This window comes from Desulfohalobium retbaense DSM 5692 (genome assembly GCF_000024325.1).
Classification (GTDB): Bacteria; Desulfobacterota; Desulfovibrionia; order Desulfovibrionales; family Desulfohalobiaceae; genus Desulfohalobium; species Desulfohalobium retbaense.
On record NC_013223.1, the window covers coordinates 1,168,845 to 1,188,481 of the forward strand.

Consider the following 19,637-nt stretch of genomic DNA (forward strand, 5'->3'; position numbering starts at 1 on the left):
GGTGTTGGAAAAGTTCTTCACGAATGTGCAGCCAAGGGAGGGAGTATGCCGGAAGTGACAGTGAAAGGAATGTCCTGTCAGCATTGTGTCCAGGCGGTGACCAACGCCCTGGAATCCATTGACGGCATTGCCAACGTGCAGGTGGATTTGTCCACCGGGCGCGTCGAGTTTGAGCAAAGCGGCGAGATTCCCGAGCCCCAGATCCGGCAGGCGGTCCAGGACGCGGGATACGAGATGGAGTAGTCCCGGCGTGGAGTATCCGTTGTGATTTGGAGGCGTTGCGCTTCTTGATCCCCGTGGTGACGCGTTTGTTGCCTGCAAACATACCGTGCGCGACCGATTCTTCGCGGCTTGCGCAGTGACACAAAAAGCGAAAGAGAGGCGGCCTCTCTTTCGCTTTTTGTGTCTTTCCCAGGGCTTGCCCCGGATCACCTATGCATCGGAATCCGGGGCAGCGGCGGGTTATTGCCGCGGATTGGGCAGGACCAGATTCAGTATCACGCCAACCAGACCGGCCAGACCAATCCCTTTCAACGTGAATTCTCCGGTCTGAAAGGTCATGCCCCCGATACCAAGGACAACGATCAGGGCCACGATGCACATATTGCGCGGCTCCATGAGGTCGACCTGGGAGCGGACCAGGGAATTGACCCCGACGACCATGATGGTCCCGAACAGCAGGATCATGATCCCGCCCATGACCGGAACCGGAATGGTCAACAAGAAGGCCCCGATTTTGCCCACAAAGGCCAAGGCAATGGCGATGCAGGCCGCCCAGGTCATGATGGCCGGGTTGAAGACCTTGAGCAGGGCCACAGCTCCGGTGACCTCCGAATAGGTGGTGTTCGGCGGACCGCCGAGGAACGAGGCGAGGGAGGTCGCCAGGCCGTCTCCAAGCATGGTCCTGTGGATACCCGGATCGTCAAGGTAATTTTTCTTGGTCACTGAACTGATGGCCAGCACGTCGCCGAAGTGTTCGATGGCTGGGGCGATGGCCACGGGAATAATGTACAAGATCGCCTGGAGATTCCATTCAGGCATGGTGAAATTGGGCACAGCGAGCCACGGGGCGTCCAGGACAGGAGTGAAGTCGACAATCCCCATGGTCAACGATAGGATATAGCCAACGATGATCCCGCATAAAATAGGGATAAGGCGGAAAAACCCCTTGCCCAACAGAGAGACAAGGACGGTGGTCAGCAATGAGGCCATGGAGATGATGACCGCGATATCTTTGGCTACAAGCACATCGCCGCCGTCTCCGGTTCTGCCCATGGCCATGTTGACCGCCACCGGAGCCAGGATAAGTCCGATGACCATGATCACCGGACCGGTGACAATGGAGGGCAGCAGGCGCTGGACCGCGGCTGGTCCTTTGAGTTTGATGATCAGGCTCAGCAGCATGTAGACAACCCCGGCTGCGGCCAAGCCGCACAGGGTCGAGGGAATGCCCCAGGTCTCGACGCCGTAAATGATCGGGGCGATAAACGCGAACGAGGATGCCAGGAAGACCGGGACCATGCGCTTGGTCACGAACTGGAAAATAAGCGTTCCCACCCCGGCGGTGAACAAGGCAACATTGGGATCCAGTCCGGTCAGTAAGGGAACGAGAACCAGAGCGCCGAAGGCCACGAACAACATCTGGGCCCCGACGAGGCCGTCTTTGAAGCGGAAGTGGTAAGCGGTATCTGAGGACATAGGCCGGAGGTCTCCTCGTAGTGTAAAGGGTTGGCGAATCGCAGTTCCTCGGCTGCGGGGCCGGGCCACCAGCAGGTGATCCCTTCGCAGCGATACGAAAAAAGACACGCTTGAGCGTGTCTTATTTGGTGCCGAAGATCTTGTCTCCTGCGTCCCCGAGACCGGGCAGGATGTAGCCGTTTTCATCGAGTCGCTCGTCCACACCGGCGACGTAGATGTCCACATCGGGATGCTCTCGCTGGATGCGCTCGATGCCTTCCGGGGCGGCCACGAGGAAAAGACCACGGATCTGAGTGCAGCCGGCTTGTTTGAGATAATCGATGGTCGCGCTCAAACTGCCGCCTGTGGCCAGCATGGGGTCCAGAATAAGGGCCATGCGTTCATGGATGTTGCTGGCCAGTTTGACGTAATAGCTCACCGGTTCCAACGTTTCCTCGTTGCGGTAGAGCCCAACAACACTGACCTTGACTCCGGGAATGAGGTCCAGGACCCCGTCGAGCATGCCCAGCCCGGCGCGAAGGATGGGAACGAGGGTGATCTTTTTCCCTTTGATGCACTCAATATCCACAGGCCCGGCCCAGCCCTGGATGGTTTTGGTTTCGGTTTCGAGATCCTGGGTGGCCTCGTAGGTCAACAGTCGGGCGACTTCGGAGGCCAGATCCCGAAAATCCTTGGTGCTGATGTTGTTCTGCCGCATCAACCCCAGTTTGTGTTTGACCAGGGGATGTTGGACCACATATACGGACACGGCTCGCTCCTTTACGGATAGAAAACTTTGGAAATTTCTCCCGAAGCACAAAAAATTTCTCCTTCATATCGGGTAGGACTATAGGGGTCAAGTTTGCGTCACAGGGTCCCAAACGATGTTCAAGAAGAGCACGCCTTTGTCGTTGAGGCAGGCGAGGCCGGAAAACGGTTGGATAAGTTTTTGAGTGACCGTCTTGCCGATCTGGGCGTCTCCCGCTCTCGGATCAGCCAGTGGATTCGGCAGGAACGGGTGCGAGTCGCAGGGGCACTGTGCCTGCAGGGCAAAACCAAAGTCCTCAATGGTCAAAAAGTGGTCCTGCTGGCCCCGTCTCTGCAGAGCGGGATCAAGCCCGAAGTCGGCCCGGTCGAGGTGGTCTACAGCGATCCGGATGTGGTGGTCGTGAACAAGGCGGCCGGAGTCACGGTCCATCCCGGCACCGGGTGTGAATCCGGAACCCTGGTTCACCATCTGGCAGCGTTGTATCCGGAACTCGCCCGCTTTGACGGGGAGCGTCCCGGCGTGGTCCACCGTTTGGACAAGGATACTTCAGGCCTGCTCACCGTGGCCCTCAATGAATCCGCCCGGCTGGCACTGACGCGGAGTTTTGCCAGACGGGAGGTGGACAAGGAGTATCTGACGCTTGTCCATGGACGCCCTGAGGCCGAAGGCACGGTGGATCATCCCCTGGGTCGGGACCCGCAAAGCAAGATCCGTATGGCCGTCGTTCCTCGCGGGGGCAAGGAGGCCCTGACACGCTTCAAAAGGGTCTGGACCAGTCCGGATGGCAGGGTCAGCCTGCTTCGAGTGCGCATTTTGACCGGGCGAACCCATCAGATCCGGGTCCATATGGCGTATCTGGGTTTTCCTCTGGTCGGAGATGCGCTCTATGGTCCCCAGGCCCAGGCCGCATTTCAGCGCAGCCGTCCCCTTTTGGCCCGTTTGGCCAAACACCATATGCTCCACGCGTGGCGCCTGGCATTTCCCCATCCCCGGAGCGGGCGAATGGTGTGTTGCGAGCAGGCCATGCCCAAGGCGATGTGGCGGCTTGTTCTCGGATGCGGCAGGCGTGTCCAGCGGGTTGGTCTGACCGGGATGCCTGGCTGCGGCAAATCAGCCTTGCTCAGCGAACTGAGCGACCGTGGTGTGTTGACCTGGAGCGCGGATCAGGAAGTGCGGGCGCTCTATGCTCCGGGAGGCGACGGGGCGGACTTGTTGGCGCGCCGCTTCGGCGACGAAATCCTGGACGACAGCGGCGGAGTGGATAAAAAAGCCTTGCTGGCCCGGATGCAATCCCGGCCGGGACTGCACCGCGAGGTCGAAGAGCTGATCCATCCCCTGGTCCGACACCGGCTGGAGGCGTTCTGGACGCAGACCGGAAATTTCCGATTGGCTGTAGCGGAAGCGCCATTGCTTTTTGAGGCTGGGTGGTCCGCAGCCAGGGAATTTGATGTGGTCGTGGGGGTGCATTGTTCCCGCCGGGTTCGTCGTGCCCGTCTCCAGGCGTCGCGTGGCTGGTCCGAGAGCATGCTTTCCGGGTTGGAGTCCTGGCAGTGGACGCCGAGGGCCAAACTGTCCCGCTGTCAGTTTATAGTGCCCAATGATGAGGACAGGCATATGTTGGCCCGGCGGGCGGAGATGCTTATGGAATTGCTCCGCAGACGCCGCTTGCGGCAGATACGGTCTTTGTGGCAGGACTTGCAAGTCTACCGGCACAGCAGGGCCGTTCTCGACCCGTGAGAGCCGGCGAAAATTCCCTGTGGCGGCGAGGCGGCACAAAGGTCATATTCGTCCCTACAATTCCCTGTGCCCCTTGATATGAAGCGAAATTGCCCGGGGGCATTGTGATTTTGACCGTTTTTTGTCCTCCCTGGAACTGTGACCGATCCGCGAACGGATTCAGCCAACTCAGCGCTTACGAGGTCTATCGCCTCCCTTGACCGGGGCTTGCTTCCGGCACTTCAGCCAAAGACGACACATTCATGTTCCCACTTCGCGATTATGTTCCACGTTTGCACCGTCCGATTGCGGTTTGGTGCATCATCGGGGTCAACCTCCTGTTTTTTCTGTTTGAAATGGGGCTGAGCCAATCCGATCTGGTCCGGGTTTTCCATGTCCTGGGGGTCGTTCCGGCGCGCTATTTCCATCCGGAATGGGCCCAGTGGATGGGATATCCGGCCGGAGGGATCCTGCCGTTTTTTACCCATATGTTTTTACACAGCGGCTGGTTTCATTTCCTGATCAATATGTGGATTCTGTGGGTTTTTGCCGACAATGTCGAAGATGTCATGGGGCCCGGCCGATTTATCGTCTTCTACCTGCTGTGCGGACTGGGGGCCCTGGGAGCGCATCTGTTTTTTTATACCGATTCGTCTGTGCCTGTGGTTGGGGCTTCCGGAGCCATTGCCGGGGTTATGGGGGCCTATTTGTTATTGTATCCCCACGCCCGGGTGCTGACGCTTATTCCCATCTTTTTCATCCCTTATTTTATTGATCTGCCAGCGTTGGTATTTTTGGGGGTGTGGTTTTTTATGCAGTTGCTCTCCGGCGTTTTTTCCGGCATGGAGGGCGGCTCAGGCGCTGGCGTCGCCTGGTGGGCCCATGCCGGCGGGTTTGTGGTCGGGATGTTGCTGATCCCCTTGTTCCGGGTTCCGTCACGGTGTTATTATTGCCATTCCCGGAGCAGGGGCGGACGGGGCGGTGGCGATTCGTTCCGTTTCGATTAGTTGCAAACGTTGCCGGACAAGGCTCCGCCCGCACTACAGCACCTGCAGTGCTCTAGACTTTCCATATTGTCTGCCTTACCATAAAAAATTGATGGAAATCGCGCTGGTCACCGGCGTGGAAGTGGAACCACCGCGTTCCCATATTGCTCTAGCGAGAAAGGGGAAATCCTATGTTGCGACTGGTGAATCTGCACGTTTCCGTTGGGGACAAAGAGGTGCTCAAGGGCGTCGATTTGGAAATCGCCGACGGGGAGACGTTTATTTTGTTTGGGCCGAACGGGTCGGGGAAAACGACCCTGCTGATGACCTTGATGGGGTTTGCCGGATACAAGGTTACCAAGGGCAAAATCCTGTTCCGTGGTGAAGATATCACCAGCTGGCCGGTCCATGAGCGGGCCAAGTTGGGAATCGGCATGTCGTTCCAGCGCCCTCCGACCATCCATGGCCTGAAGACGCGCCAACTGGTTGAATTGTGCGCTCAAGGGCGTGAGCGCGATGTCGAGGATCTGGCGCGCAAGGTCAATTTTGAGCAATTTCTGGACCGGGACATCAATGCTGGCTTTTCCGGCGGGGAAATCAAGCGCTCTGAGCTGTTGCAGCTCATGTCCCAGGAGCCCAAGCTGCTTTTGTTTGATGAACCGGAATCCGGTGTGGACCTGGAAAACATGAAATTGATCGGGAAGACGGTCCGGGACCTGTTGCAGGGTGATCTCCAGCCGCGCTCGGACATGAGCATGAAGGAGCTCAAGGCCCAGCGCCAGACCTCCGGGCTGATTATCACTCACACGGGCTATATTCTGGATTACATCAATGCCGATCGCGGCAAGGTCATGTACGACGGCGTCTTATGCTGCGAAGCCCGGCCCCGGGATATTCTGGATCATGTCAGCCAGTACGGCTATCAGGAATGCGTGCGCTGCCTGAACTAAACTCGAGGGGGAATGTCCCATGCGCCGAGACGACAGAGAACAAGTCGATATCAATACATATACGTTTGAGGGACCGGATACCGGGGGAATCACCGATCTTCGGCATATGAGCGATGAGGACAAGCAGCAGCTGTTGATGTCTGGTGTCGATGTTTCAGAGGAAGGGCGTAGCGGCACCTATCTCCATGTCAACCAATCCCAGGTCCACTGCTCCTCGTGCCAACCCGGCGTGGAGGTCCTGGATATCAAGCAGGCCCTTGAAAAATACGACGGCTTGCCCGACTACTATTTTCAGGCCGTGGACAAGAACAAGGACGAATACACGCAGGCCGTGGCTGAGAAATTGCACGGCGGTTATTTTATCCGGACCGAGAAAGGGGCTAAAATCCTTGATCCGGTGCAGTCCTGTCTGTTTATCAAAGGTGAGAATGTCGGGCAGAATGTCCACAACATTATCGTCGTTGAAGAGGACTCCGAACTGCATATCATCACCGGATGCGCTGTTTCCCACGGGGTGCAGAATGCATTGCACCTGGGCGTCTCCGAGTTCTATGTCAAGAAAGGCGGGAAACTGACCTTTACCATGGTCCATAACTGGGGCGAACAGGTGAAGGTGCGGCCGCGTACGGTGGGCATTGTCGAGGAAGACGGGGTATTCATGAATAATTATGTACTCATGAAGCCTGTCTATTCCGTGCAGTCCTATCCGACAGTTTACCTTAATGGGGAAAACGGTGTAGCGACCTTCAACTCGGTTCTTGTGGCGCCTCCGGGGTCGTATATCAACAGCGGCAGCCGGATCGTTCTCAATGCTCCGCATACCCGCGGGGAGATCATTTCCCGGACCATTACCACCGGCGGGACGATTGTTGCTCCGGGGCACATCGTCGGCAATGCCGTTCCGGCCCGTGGCCATTTGGAATGCAAGGGGCTGATTCTCGAAGACGGTGTCATTCACGCTATCCCGGAACTCGAAGGGTCGGTCACTGGCGTGGAACTCTCCCACGAAGCTGCGGTCGGCAAGATCGCCCAGGAGGAGATCGAATACCTCATGGCCCGCGGCCTTGATGAAGACGAGGCCACATCGACCATTGTCCGGGGCTTTTTGAACATGGACGTCTCCGGACTGCCGGATGAGCTGCAACAGATGATCGAAAAGACGATCGAGGAAAGCGGTGAAGAAATGTTTTAACGTCCGGTCCTGGACAGGCGGCTTGAAGCCGCTGGATATGTTTGGATTGACAGGGGCTGTTCTCTTCGGGAGGACAGTCCCTGTTCCTCATTGGATGCTGAGCTGATTCTTGAAAATTTCGGCTCTTCGTCACAGGGCACGGAATTTCAGACGGCAAACTCCAAAAATCCACAGGATCCGTCAAAGAACCAAAATTTCTTGGTTCCTCACACAAATCTGTGCCTGACTTGAGGCCAAAAACTTGAAAAGCATGAGCCCTCTCGGGTAGTTAGGTAGTTACCACACAAACCTATCACCCAGGAGGAACTCATGCTCGTGTCCCAGTTAACCAAATTGACGCTGGATATTCAAGGATTTCGTGTCGGTCGGGTTCAGGGTGATACGAGCGGGATCACCGTAGATATAGCCCCAGACCGGCGTCATCTGCTCTTTTGCAGCCGCTGCGGTAGCGCTGCCAAGTATCGGGATACCCTTACAAGTCGCTATTTTCGCCATGTCCCTCTTTGGGGGATCCCTGTATGGCTCCGGTACAGCCCCCGCAGAGTTCGGTGCGGACATTGCGGCGTCAAGGTGGAGTATTTCCCCTGGAGCACTGGCAAACATCGGTTCACAACGGCTTTTGCCCACTTCCTGGCTTCGTGGGCCCGGTTACTGCCCTGGAAACATGTAGCACAGCTTTTTGGTTGCTCCTGGGGTACCGTGGCCGCTGCTGTTGACCAGATTGTCGAGTATGGTCTGGCCCATCAAGATCTCTCGAATCTGACGCACATTGGGATTGACGAAATCTCCCGAGAAAAGGGCCAAGTATACCTAACCAATGTCTACGACCTGAATACCTCCAGACTCGTATGGAGCGGGGAAAAACGGACAAAGGCAACAATTACCAACTTCTTCACCTCGCTTGGCCCTAGCAAGATCGATAAGCTTGAAGGGGTCTGTTGCGACATGTGGGAGCCGTATACCCAGGTCATTCAAGACAAGGCCCCGAAAGCGACGATGGTCTTCGACAAATTCCACATTGTCCGGCATCTCAATGAAGCCGTTGACCAGGTCCGTAGAGACGAGATCCGGGAGAAGGGCCAAAAGCACAAGGATCTGGTTAAAGACACCCGATATATCTGGCTCAAGAACCCGTGGAACCTGACTGACAAGCAGGCATCTCGGTTGAGTGCACTGGAAAAACTCAATCTCAAAATCAACAGGGCGTATTTACTCAAGGAATCATTTCGCCAGTTCTGGTCGTATGAGTGCAGGACTTCAGCCAAAGATTTCCTCGACAAGTGGTTCTGGTGGGCGACGCATTCCAGGCTGAAGCCAATGCGAAATTTTGCTTGGATGCTGCGCCGCAAAGAAGAAAATATTCTCAGTTATTTCGACATGCCCATCAGCAATGGCTCGGTGGAAGGCCTCAACAATAAGGCTAAAGTCATTAGTCACAGAGCATACGGGTTCAGGTCGGCCAAGAACTACATCCGGAATCTGTACCATTGCATGGGCGGGCTACCTGAACCCCAAATTATGCACAGATTTGTGTGAGGAACCAATTTCTTTATACTGCTGGTTGTTCAAAAACCCCAAGGGCAAAACAAGACCCTCATTTTTAGACATCTGCCGTTGATTGCGCAACGCGGTGTTTGACACATTTCAATTGATCTGCATGGAATGTACCGGTCAACAGATTTTGGACACACATAAACACAAAAATCAGGCTGCTAAACCTTGTTGAGGCCTGTGGCTTGCTAATACCTGGTAGGGCGTCTGGTAGCCGTGCCTGCCAATAAGCCATTGCGTGTTGTACTGCTCTTTGAACTCCTGAAGCGCTTGGCTGAGTTCCTCTATATCCTGAAAGGACCGCACCCAAAGCAGATTTTCCTTGAGGGTCCGGAAAAAGCGTTCAATGCAACCATTGCATTGCGGTGAACGTACGAACGCCGGGGATATGGTGAACCCAAGAAATCGCAACTCATCCTGGAAGACCTTGGAGAGGTATTGCGACCCACAATCATGCCGCATCGTAATTCCCTGCGCCATGTGTTGTTCGATAGCGCCAAAGGCCTCACGAACGCCCTGACGCACTGGCTCAACCGCTTCGAAACGAGTCCCTGGCTTTGCTGCATGCAGGCCCATGCAAGCTGCTGAGAAATGGTCTACAGCACCGAAAACAGACACCCACCCATCACGGATGGTGTACGCCTTGGTCATGTCTGTTCCCCACATAACATGACTGCTTTCTTGGGTAATCGTTCCATCGTGCGCCTTGGGTCCAGGATGTATGCTGGTATTTTGGAAAACCAGCAGGTTATTTTCTCGCATCACCCTCAACACACGGCGCGGGGAGGTGCGTATATCCTGCAACCGGAGGCGGGCCCAGATTTTTCGATACCCCTCCCCGTGAAAAGGGGATTGTTCGAGAAGATCCTTAATATGGGCAACTAGCTCAGCATCGGAATAAAAAGCCTTGGGGCCGCGGGGACGTGATGAGCACTGCTTGCTTTGCTGCAACCTATGATAGACAGTAGAGCGGGGTATTCTCCATACCCTGCAGACTCGGCGCATGGTGTAGGCCTTTCCCGTGGAAGCCGAAACGGCCTGGCTCATTTCTTCGACTTCCTCCGGGCCAAAGGGCGCTTTTGCTCCAGGCGCCTGACCTTGTCCTGCAGAAGCTCGTAGTCCATGGTGGTTTCACCCAGCTTCTGCTCCAAGTTTGCGATTTTGCGGTCTTTTTCATCCGAACCGCGATCTTTTTTCATAGCCTCTTCGCCAGCCTGGATAAATTCATCTCGCCACTGCGAGACCTTGGCGACAGAGGTGCCGAATTCTCGGGCCAAAAGCTCCAGGCTTTCACCTCGCATTACCCGTTGTACGACCCTGGTCTTCATTTTGGCGGAGATACGCTGAGGCTTTTGGTTTTTTTGCTGCTGCCCGGGGGCCGCGGCCCCCGGGCAGCTACCGGTTTCCTGATCAGACCGTTGCGACATAAGGACATCTCCTTGGGTTTGAGGCGGTGGTGCCATTGTCCCAAATCAGTGTCCAACAAAACTGTAACCCGGACCAGGAAGATGGGTGTGCGGTGCCGGGATATAAGACACACGTGATTGCGGCAGGAGTGGCAGCCAGCGGCGCCCTGGCCCTGGGTATCGAAAAGGGATGGTATGTGCCGGCACCGCAGATGGCCGTTGTGCTGATTGCTGTGGCAGTGGTGGCGGCCCTGTTTCCTGACGTGGACACGGATTCCAAAGGACGCCGGCTGTATTACGGTCTGCTGGTGGTTGTGGACGTAGCTCTCCTTGTTCGCGGGTACGCCAAGCTTGCGGCCCTGTTGGGGTTGTGCGCCATGCTCCCGGCGATCGATCATCACCGGGGGTGGACCCACACCTGGTGGGCGATGCTGGCCGTGCCATTGCCCCTTCTTGTCGTTCCCAGTCTTGTCTGGGACAAGCAGGTGCCAGCGGTGTTGCCCTATTACGGTGCTGCGGTCCTTGGCTACCTGACGCACCTGCTCCTCGATCGTCGCTGGTAGGGCCCTGCATACGGCAACCACTTGCGCGCCATCAGAGCGAATAGGGGAGGTCTTGAGCCGCGATGACCAGGGCGTTAGCGGTGTCGTCCCGCCGGGGCTTGAGCAGGCCGTTTTGCTGGAGATACGTCCAGCCCTGGCGGACGAATTCGGCATGGCCGGCCTCGGCGTTAATGCCCGGGCACGCTTCTTGAGCGAGTTCCCAACTCAGGGGATCGAGCAGATTGCCCCGGAAAAACGGCCACGCTCGGCAAATAGAGGGTTTGGCCACATGGACAGAACACCCCTGGCCTTCGCGAAAAAAGACGCAGGCGCCTTCGGCTGAAGAGGTCAAAACGCGTTTTTCCCCTTTGGCCCGGGTATAGAGTTCGGCACATCGTGCCGGTGCGATTCCAAGATGGGCGGCGAGGCGAACCAGGTCGTCGCCATCGACCACGATACCGCCTTCGCCGTGGCAGCAGCTGCCGCACATCTGACAAACAAATGCTTCAACCAAGTGGGACATATAGAGGCTCGCTTGTCTTTCTGAGTGTACCAACACGAGTTTATAATCTCGTGTCCATTAAGGGGGCTGGGTGTCCATGCCCCCCGGGGCTGGAATTGTTCTCCCGGCCTGGAAAAAGAGCGTAGGCGGGAATCCCTAGACAAAGCCCAACATTGCCGTTTGAAGTGTATTCTGGAAGCAAGGGGCTCTTGGTGCGCTCAAGGCAACTTCCAGGCCGGTTTCCCAATCCCAGCCCCGTGTCAGTTTAGGGGCTGGGTAGTCCATGCCCCCGGGGCTGGAATTGTTCTCCCGGCCTGGGCAAAGGGCGTGAGTTGGGTACCGATGCGAGAGCCTCGGAAAACGATTGACCCCATCTCGGGGAGTCGCTAGCCAAAGGACACGAAGCGGCCGGGACCTCCCGGTAGTGTCGTCAGGGGCGGACCAATCGGCCAATGTGCGGGCCTCCCCGCCGCATGCCATAACCGCACGTGACTTACGAACCATTGGAAATGCCATGTCTGAACGAATGACGCCCGAGGCGGCGCAACGCCTGTGGGATTCGCACGATCTTTTTGAACTGGGGCGTATGGCCCATGACCGCCGTTGGGCCCTCCATCCAGACCCGACTGTGACGTATATCGTCGACAGAAATATCAACTACACCAATATATGTGTGTCTGGGTGTAAGTTCTGTGCCTTTTTTCGCCCCCCTGGCCATAGCCAGGGATTTGTCCTCAGTCTCGCGCAACTCGAGCAGAAAGTCCAAGAGACCGTGGATGTCGGCGGCTACCAGATTCTGTTGCAGGGGGGCATGCACCCCGACTTGCCGCTGGCCTTTTACCAAGACATGCTGGGGTTTCTGAAGCAACGCTTTCCCCAGGTGGCAGTCCACGGCTTTTCTCCGCCGGAAATCTGGTTCCTGGCCGAAAATGAAGGCCGCTCTCTAACTGAGATTGTCGCTGAACTCAAGCAGGCCGGGCTTGATTCCATTCCCGGGGGCGGCGCGGAGATCCTGACCGACCGCATGCGCAACGAGGTTTCCCCCAATAAGTGTTCGGCGGCGCAATGGCTGGCGGTTATGGAAGAGGCGCACAATCAGGGACTGCAGACCACCGCAACCATGATGTTCGGACAGGGGGAGCGGTTTGACGAGCGGTTGGAACATCTGGAAGCGCTTCGGGCGCTGCAGGACCGGACCCATGGTTTCACCGCGTTTATCCCGTGGACCTTCCAGCCCCGCAATACCCAGATCCACCGCACCGAGACCTCCTCTCACGAGTATCTCAAATTCCTGGCCCTGGCCCGTTTGTACCTGGATAATATTCCCAATATCCAGGCCTCATGGGTCACGCAGGGACCGCTTATAGGGCAATTGGCCCTGTTTTGGGGCGCCAATGATTTTGGATCGACCATGATTGAAGAAAATGTGGTTGCTGCGGCTGGGGTCCATTTTCGTCTGCCGGAAACAACGATCCGGAATATTGTTGAACGAGCCGGGTTTGTCCCGCGCCGGCGGCGCATGGATTACACCCTGTTAACCGAGGACATCCCCGCTGAAAGGTAGACGGAGTGTGTCCTGCCCCAGGGGATGGTGCCGTCCCGGGATGGATGCGAGAAACAAGTGGAGACATCCTGTATGTATGCTGCCTTGGAGTGCATTCCTGATACTGAGTTGGCCTGGCGGTGGCAACGGTGCCAGGCATTGCTTCGCGAACAGCACCCCGAATGCGGGGGGATGCTGGTTTTTTCGCGCCCGAATATCTATTATTTAAGCGGCCATTGGGGAAACGGCGTTTTTTGGCTGCCAGCTGAGGGCGACCCCGTTTTTCTGGCCCGTAAGGGGGCAGATCGAGCCGCTTTGGAAGCGCCGGGGCTCCGCCTGGGACGGTTCGGGTCTTTTCGGGACATCCCAGGGCAGTTGCAGCACTTCGGGACCCCGTTGTCCGAAATTCTTGCTGTTGAAAAAAGCGGTCTGACCTGGACCTTGGGGGAGATGTTCGCTAGCCGCCTTCCGGACCACCGGTTTGTGGATGGCGACCAGATCTTGCATCAGGCCAAGGCCGTCAAGTCGGAGTGGGAATTGCGGAAAATGGCGCTGGCTGGGAGCCGTCACGAAGCGGTGTTGCTCAATGACCTTCCGGGGATTTTGCACCCTGGGATGAGCGAGCGCGACATCGCAGTTGCGCTGTGGCAGGCGATGTTCGAGCGGGGGCACCAAGGGATGATGCGCATGCAAAATCCCGGGGAGGAAATCTTTCTCGGGCATGTCGCGGCTGGCGACTCCGCCAATTACCCGTCGGTTTTCAATGGACCGGTCGGGTTGCGCGGCGCCCATCCCGCGATACCGCACATGGGGTATGCGGGCCAGACCTGGCAACACGGCAGTCCGCTGGTGATTGATGTGGGGTTTTGTCTCGAAGGCTACCACACCGACAGAACCCAAGTGTATTGGGCGGGGCCGGAAAATTCGGTCACGGAGCAGGCCCACAAGGCCCACGTCTTTTGCATAGCCGTTCAGAAATGGCTCGCTGCTCGATTATGTCCCGGCGCTGTGCCCAGCGCCCTTTTTCGTGAGGTCTGGAATTGGGCACGCGAAGAGGGATGGGAAGAAGGTTTCATGGGCCTTGGGGCGAACAAGGTGCCTTTCCTGGGCCACGGGATCGGTCTGGCCATTGATGAACCGCCGGTGATCGCTTCCAGATTCGATCGACCTTTGGAGACGAATATGGTCCTGGCCCTGGAACCGAAGATCGGCCTGGATGGTCTCGGGATGGTGGGGGTTGAAAACAGTTTTGTGGTGACCAGTGAAGGGGGGCGCTCCTTGACCGGCTCCAGATGGGACATCTGTTGTGTTGGCCGCTGAGCTGATTTTTGACTCGTGTCGAGCCCAAGAAAAAAGAGTGATTTTTTCCTTGACTTTGTTCCGTGTGGTATATAAATACTTCCCTCGTTGCGCGGGACGGCGCGGCGAACCATGTCTGGGCCACTAGCTCAATTGGCAGAGCAGCGGACTCTTAATCCGTTGGTTCGGGGTTCGAGTCCCTGGTGGCCCACCAATGATTATAAGGGGTTATGACCTACAGGTCATAGCCCCTTTTTGCGTTGTGTGCTCCGCAGGCACCGGATGCGGGGCGATGGGTGTGGTGTGTTTGCCCGGCTCCCCTAACACGATGGGGAAGCGGTCAAGAGATGGCGCTCTGTCGTTGTTTCGAAAAACTCTCTGCGGACTTGCCGGAGCTCTTTTCTTGTTTTGGGGTAACGAGTTGTATGACATATCGTTGCCAAGGCAAGGATCCATCGATTCCCTTTTCTCTATCTCGAGTGATTCAGCAATTGATCCGGTTTACTCCCCGTGTAAGTCCTTTCTGTGCAAAGAATGAGTACAAAGCTGTTAAAGAAATATTTCATGCAACCGATATGATGTACAGCATTGCTCCGTCCGGCAGCAGATGGGCAGGGTCTGTTCAAAATGTCCCCTACCTGCAGACGGCAGGGTGTTCAGTCCCGAATGTTCTCAACTCCCTTGCCATATTGAGTTTTTTTTCTGTCGATCCTTGATTTCATTGTGCAGACTGTATGGTGCTGTGTGCCAGCAGTCAGTGAGAGTATGAAGGTATCTATGCTATTTCAGTGCGTTAGAGCATGATACCTTGGATTTTTCCCTGCGGCGGGCCGACCACCTTGGGGGTCTTCTTCTGGTTCCAGGTCAATGGCCGTCGCGCAGAAGGATCAATTTTAAGAAAACAGTTATTTGCCGCCCTCCCCTGTGGCTGAGTGTCGTGTACTTCGCATCAGGCACCTTCTGTGGGGTTGGGCGGGAAAAATTTTTTTGGGCATTGCCGAATGCGTTCCAGGAATGACTATGGGGTAGAAGGAAATGGGGTTCGGGAAACATTCGGTCGTGGTGTTGTAAAACTCTAATGTATCTGTATGGAGTCCGGGTATGCGTTTTTCGCTTTCCATCAATAAGAAGATGTGGGTCATCTTTGCTCTGGTGGTCGTGCTTTTTGCCGCGACCACGATTTTTTCCTCTCTGGCCTTGAACAAAACCAAGTCCATTGCACTGGAGACGACAGCCGAAGAGATGTTCAAAGGTCAGAAGCAAAAACTGAAAGTTGGAACCCACAGCATTGCCTTGGCGCTGGGTGAGCAACTGGAGGGTGTTTCTGATACAACAGAACGGATTCAGATGATTCGGGAGGGGGTCGACAAGATCCGTTTTGAGAAGGACAAATCTGGCTACTATTTTGTCTACAAAAATACGACAAATGTCGCCCTGCCGACGAAAAAAGAGCTTCAGGGAGAGGATCTGGGGCAAGCCAAGGACAAAAACGGGGTCTATTTTGTTCGGGAACTCAACGAACAGGCCCAAGCCGGGGGCGGGTTTGTGGAGTATGTCTTTCCCAAGCCCGGGGCCGGTGATCAACCCAAGCTGGCCTATGCGGAAATGATTCCCGGTACCGACATGTGGATTGGGACCGGGGTGTATCTGGACAACATCGCCGCGGCAAAGAACAATCTCAATGCGACCATGTCCGCGTCGATTTCCAAATGGAATATTCTCCGTTACGGCGCCTCGGCAGCCATCTTCTTGGTCATTATCGGGGTTTTGTACCTCATCACCCGCAGTATCGTTCGGCCCTTGAGGCAGACCATCGATGTTTTGAACAACAGTTCGGAGATGATGACCGCGTCCTCGGATGAAGTTTCTTCTTCGAGCCAGTCTTTGGCTGAAGGGGCGAACGAGCAAGCCTCCAGCCTGGAAGAGACTTCTTCTTCGCTTGAAGAGATGTCCTCGCAGACCCAGCAGAACTCCAGCAACGCCAGCCAGGCCGAACAGACCATGCAGCAGACGAAGACGGCCGTGGACACCGGGGTCGAGTCCATGAGCCGCATGGGCACGGCCATCAATGCCATCAAGCAGTCCTCGGAAGAAACGTCCAAGATTATGAAGACCATCGACGACATCGCCTTCCAGACCAACCTGTTGGCCTTGAATGCTGCCGTGGAAGCCGCTCGCGCCGGAGAGGCTGGCAAAGGTTTTGCAGTTGTGGCTGAGGAAGTCCGCAGTCTGGCGCAGCGTTCGGCTGAGGCGGCCAAAAACACCGCTTCACTGATTGAAGACGCCCAATCCAACGCCAATCACGGCGTTCAGGTTGCTGACGAGGTTTCCAGCAGCCTTGAGGAGATCCAGAAGAGCGCGGATCAGGTCGGCATTCTGGTTGCCGAGATCGCTGCGGCGAGCAAAGAACAATCCCAAGGGATCGAACAGATCAATACGGCGGTGGCCGAAATGGACAAGGTGGTCCAGAAAAACGCTTCGGACTCTGAGGAAACCGCCAGCGCTTCTGAGGAATTGTCTGCGCAGGCTCAGGAATTGCAAAATGCGGTGCTCGAATTGGTGGCCCTGTTGCGCGGCGGCGACGGAGCGTTAGGCGGAAACGGTGCCCAACCAAAAAGCAGCGGTTCCCAGACCCAACAACGCAGCCGCTCCCGCACCGGGAGTTCCCAACCGCGGCAGCGCCAGGCCGTTGGCCAACACCCCTCGCGGCAGCAAAGCCGCGCCACTGCAGCCAAGCGGCAGCAGTCCCAACAGGATATCCGCCCCGATGAGGTGATCCCCCTCGACGACGATTCGTTCAACGATTTCTAGGAAATCCATTGCTCCGGTTCCAAGACCGGTATTACAGACCCCACAGCTACCGGCTTCGCTGGTGACTGTGGGGTCTTTGTCTTTGCTCTAGCCGAAGGTGGCTTGACTATCCCTGCGCGTGAAAAGAGCTTCGGGAGTTCCCGGAAAGGTCAGAGGAAGGTCACAGTGCCCTTGAACCCGTCCACAGCAACCGCCGTCCCATCCGGAATACGGGAGGTAGCGGCAACGACGCCGGTAATGCAGGGGATGCCGTATTCCCGGGCGATAATCGCACTGTGCACGAGCATGCCGCCGCGGCGCTCGATAATTGCGGCCACCAGCGGTACGATAAAGGTCATGTTCGGATCAAGGGCGTCACAGACGAGCACATCCCCGGATTGTACACTATATAAATCCTCCGGGGAGTGAATGACCCGTACCGGCCCTCTGGCAATGCCGGCCGAGGCTGGGGTCCCTGAAAGTGTTTCCGTAGTGGAACGTGCCACTGTGGCCGGGCCAGCGCGATGGGCACTGGGGTCCTGAAGCAGGTCTTCAATGTCCTGCGGCCAGGCACAGAGCTCAAAATCGCGGCGTTTTCTTGCTTCATCCAGGACTTCGTAATACCGAGCCTGAATCTTGCCGAGATAGAGATTGTCGTCGTCCCGGAATCGATAACTCGCGCGCGCCAGGTCGAGCACTTCAGCGGCCCACTTCCGGCGCTCCCTTGAAATGGCCTGGAAGAATTGTTCTTCTAGGTTGGCGCTTTGCTGGTGTCGCTTTGTTGCGTGCCTGTGGGGTGAGGAGGCCAGATCGAGGACTATCCGCAGTACTCCCCAGGGGCCCTCCTGGCACCAGGTCGTGCTGCAGGCCAAGTCTCCGAAGCGGGAAATAAATGTTTCAAGCTGCTGGGCGAATGGACCGGTGGACGGGAGGATATGATCCTCCAGGTCGTGGCGCAGGTCATCGTCTTCGGCCACCATCTCAGCCAGATGGTCTAAAAGAGCATTGCGCTCCAGGGCGAGGAGATCTTCTCCTGCCAGGAGTTGAGTGAATTCAAACGGATCTTCCGGGTGGACCGTGTCGTTGTAGAGGACGCCGAACAAACGGATACCGTGGGCAAAGGGAATGAGGTCCTGCCAGTAGACCGTTTGCCAATGATCAAGGCGTGCCCTTCGGTGGCGAACTTCCCGGTCCAGTTCGTCGCAGGATAGTGCGGGCAGGTCGCGTTGGAGCAGTGTTTCGCTTTCGGCACTCATCTCTGGCAGGATGGTGTGTTCGATGCGCTCGCGCAGGGCTTGCAAGTTTGCAAAACTGCGGGTCAAACTCAGATACCATGGCCGCTTGTCCGTGGCCTGCCACAGGGCATCTGTTTTCGGTTCAACGTGACTGGTTATCGGGCGGGACTGCAGGGCAAAAAGACGTTTTTTGGCGAAGGCCCACTCCATGTCCTGGGCTGTTCCGAACAGTCCCTCGGCCCGTCGACCCATTTCCAGCACCTGCTGGAGTTCTTCAGAATTCAAAATATCCTTGACGGGAGCAGAAAGCGGGACCAAAACCGTTCCCTGTTCCCCGAGGACAAGTTTATGCGTCGCTTGCGAGGCGGTGTGTTCCTCCACACGTCCGGTGCGCCGGTCGACCACGAAACGCTCTGTGTCCACGGCGTTGTCAACGATTCCCCCCGGCAATCCCGGAGCGGCCTCGACAATGGTCTGGGTTTCGTCAAGTGGACCTTGCGTGAAAATGATTCCGGACTTGTCGCTGGGAACGATTTCCTGCATCAGGACTCCCATTCCGGCATGGGCGGGATCCAACCCCAATTCGCGGCGATACATGAGCGCCCGGTCAGACCATAACGATGCCCAGACCCGCCGTAACGCCACCAATACCTCCGTTTCGCCCCGGATATTGATATACGATTCATGCAACCCGGCATGCGAATGGGCTCCGTCTTCGGCCGGTGCACAGGACCTGATGGCGAGCGGCTTGTCCGCAAAGATGTGCTCAATCGTCCGCCCCAGGCGCTGCTTAAGCTCAGGTGGAAATGCGGTGCGTTCGAAGGCGTTGCGAATTCGCAGGGAAGCGTCCCAGATCTCTTCCCAGCGCCGGGTCTCCAGGTCCAGTCCGTGGGTGAGGCGAAAAAGCATCTGCTCCAGTCCGCTCGCCTGCACAAAAGCGCGGTAGGCACCAACCGGGAGATAGGCGGTTCGCGGGATGGCTATGGAGTTGTGCAAAAGGGTCAGCAGACCGCGGGCCTTGCCTCCGGCTTCGGCAAGGCGGTGCGGTGGCAGTTCTGTGCTCAGGACAACTGGGTCGGTCTCGAAGGACGCGCCCGGGATCGACTGCGACATAAAGAATCCTTTGCGGAAAAATTTGGAAATTGTGCCAAACTCCGGTGGCCGGGTGCCTGACCCCTGGTCTCAGTTGTACATGGTCAAGCGGCCCTTACCTGGGCCAGCCGGGTGAAGCTCTTCTACCTGGCTGGACTGGGGCAAAACGTTTGGATGTAAACGGATCCCCAACACGCCCCTGTGCGATGAAATTTGGTTCTTTGACGGATCCTATGGATTTTTGGAGTTTGCCGTCTCTTCTGTGTGCCCACTTTCGGCCCGGTATTTTCTCAATCCCGCCAAAGGGGGATCCTTGCCCCCTCCGGACTCTCAAGTGGAACAGAACTCCAGGTGTCGAAGATGGCCCTTGTTGCATCGGAATCCGCC

The 19,637-nt window shown here is 56.7% G+C and carries 16 protein-coding genes and 1 tRNA gene; 11 read left to right on the plus strand and 6 right to left on the minus strand.

Annotated features, from left to right (window positions below):
- Positions 1–45 precede the first annotated feature (45 nt).
- Positions 46–243 carry a heavy-metal-associated domain-containing protein gene (locus DRET_RS04990; protein WP_015751437.1) on the plus strand — a complete coding sequence of 66 codons (198 nt, stop codon included), beginning with the start codon at positions 46–48 and terminating at the stop codon, positions 241–243.
- Between the two features lie 219 nt (positions 244–462).
- Here DRET_RS04990 and DRET_RS04995 read toward each other — a convergent pair whose 3' ends face one another.
- Both DRET_RS04995 and upp read right to left on the minus strand, forming a co-directional pair.
- Complete coding sequence (locus DRET_RS04995) at positions 463–1,698, minus strand: uracil-xanthine permease family protein (RefSeq protein WP_015751438.1); 1,236 nt, start codon at positions 1,696–1,698, stop codon at positions 463–465.
- A 121-nt stretch (positions 1,699–1,819) separates the two neighbouring features.
- Complete coding sequence (gene upp, locus DRET_RS05000) at positions 1,820–2,446, minus strand: uracil phosphoribosyltransferase (RefSeq protein WP_015751439.1); 627 nt, start codon at positions 2,444–2,446, stop codon at positions 1,820–1,822.
- A gap of 93 nt (positions 2,447–2,539) precedes the next feature.
- Here upp and coaE point away from each other — a divergent pair, with 93 nt between their 5' ends.
- From coaE to DRET_RS05025, 5 genes are all read left to right on the plus strand, one after another.
- Entirely contained in the window at positions 2,540–4,183 is a 1,644-nt protein-coding gene (gene coaE, locus DRET_RS05005) for a dephospho-CoA kinase (protein ID WP_015751440.1), read from the plus strand.
- A gap of 242 nt (positions 4,184–4,425) precedes the next feature.
- The gene (locus DRET_RS05010) at positions 4,426–5,169 is read left to right on the plus strand and encodes a rhomboid family intramembrane serine protease (RefSeq protein WP_015751441.1); all 744 of its coding nucleotides are present in this window, start codon (positions 4,426–4,428) and stop codon (positions 5,167–5,169) included.
- A gap of 170 nt (positions 5,170–5,339) precedes the next feature.
- Complete coding sequence (locus tag DRET_RS05015; protein ID WP_015751442.1) at positions 5,340–6,098, plus strand: ABC transporter ATP-binding protein; 759 nt, start codon at positions 5,340–5,342, stop codon at positions 6,096–6,098.
- 19 nt (positions 6,099–6,117) lie between these two features.
- Complete coding sequence (locus DRET_RS05020) at positions 6,118–7,290, plus strand: SufB/SufD family protein (RefSeq protein WP_015751443.1); 1,173 nt, start codon at positions 6,118–6,120, stop codon at positions 7,288–7,290.
- Positions 7,291–7,599: 309 nt separating this feature from the next.
- Positions 7,600–8,826, plus strand: coding sequence for an ISL3 family transposase (locus tag DRET_RS05025; RefSeq protein WP_015751006.1), 1,227 nt, complete (start codon positions 7,600–7,602; stop codon positions 8,824–8,826).
- Positions 8,827–8,994: 168 nt separating this feature from the next.
- Here the strand turns inward: DRET_RS05025 and DRET_RS05030 are convergent, their stop codons facing one another.
- Both DRET_RS05030 and DRET_RS05035 read right to left on the minus strand, forming a co-directional pair.
- Positions 8,995–9,888 (minus strand): IS3 family transposase, encoded by an 894-nt coding sequence (locus DRET_RS05030; protein WP_012813891.1) that lies wholly within the window; start codon positions 9,886–9,888, stop codon positions 8,995–8,997.
- Positions 9,885–10,268, minus strand: a complete 384-nt coding sequence (locus DRET_RS05035) for a helix-turn-helix domain-containing protein (protein WP_012813890.1) — start codon at positions 10,266–10,268, stop codon at positions 9,885–9,887. Before DRET_RS05035 ends, DRET_RS05030 begins: the two co-directional genes overlap by 4 nt.
- A 92-nt stretch (positions 10,269–10,360) precedes the next feature.
- Between DRET_RS05035 and DRET_RS05040 the strand changes: the two genes are divergently transcribed.
- Entirely contained in the window at positions 10,361–10,810 is a 450-nt protein-coding gene (locus tag DRET_RS05040; protein WP_015751444.1) for a metal-dependent hydrolase, read from the plus strand.
- Between the two features lie 31 nt (positions 10,811–10,841).
- Here DRET_RS05040 and DRET_RS05045 read toward each other — a convergent pair whose 3' ends face one another.
- The gene (locus tag DRET_RS05045) at positions 10,842–11,312 is read right to left on the minus strand and encodes a YkgJ family cysteine cluster protein (protein ID WP_015751445.1); all 471 of its coding nucleotides are present in this window, start codon (positions 11,310–11,312) and stop codon (positions 10,842–10,844) included.
- Positions 11,313–11,805: 493 nt separating this feature from the next.
- Between DRET_RS05045 and mqnC the strand changes: the two genes are divergently transcribed.
- The 4 genes from mqnC to DRET_RS05065 all read left to right on the plus strand — a co-directional run bounded on the left by mqnC (position 11,806) and on the right by DRET_RS05065 (position 16,944).
- Entirely contained in the window at positions 11,806–12,855 is a 1,050-nt protein-coding gene (mqnC, locus tag DRET_RS05050; RefSeq protein WP_041281913.1) for a cyclic dehypoxanthinyl futalosine synthase, read from the plus strand.
- 72 nt (positions 12,856–12,927) lie between these two features.
- Positions 12,928–14,154: a M24 family metallopeptidase gene (locus tag DRET_RS05055; RefSeq protein WP_015751447.1), complete on the plus strand. Its 1,227-nt coding sequence runs from the start codon at positions 12,928–12,930 to the stop codon at positions 14,152–14,154.
- Between the two features lie 117 nt (positions 14,155–14,271).
- A tRNA-Lys gene (locus DRET_RS05060) sits at positions 14,272–14,347 on the plus strand.
- A gap of 887 nt (positions 14,348–15,234) precedes the next feature.
- Positions 15,235–16,944, plus strand: a complete 1,710-nt coding sequence (locus tag DRET_RS05065) for a methyl-accepting chemotaxis protein (protein WP_015751448.1) — start codon at positions 15,235–15,237, stop codon at positions 16,942–16,944.
- A gap of 149 nt (positions 16,945–17,093) precedes the next feature.
- Here DRET_RS05065 and DRET_RS05070 read toward each other — a convergent pair whose 3' ends face one another.
- Entirely contained in the window at positions 17,094–19,271 is a 2,178-nt protein-coding gene (locus DRET_RS05070) for a PEP/pyruvate-binding domain-containing protein (RefSeq protein ID WP_015751449.1), read from the minus strand.
- Between the last annotated feature and the right edge of the window lie 366 nt (positions 19,272–19,637).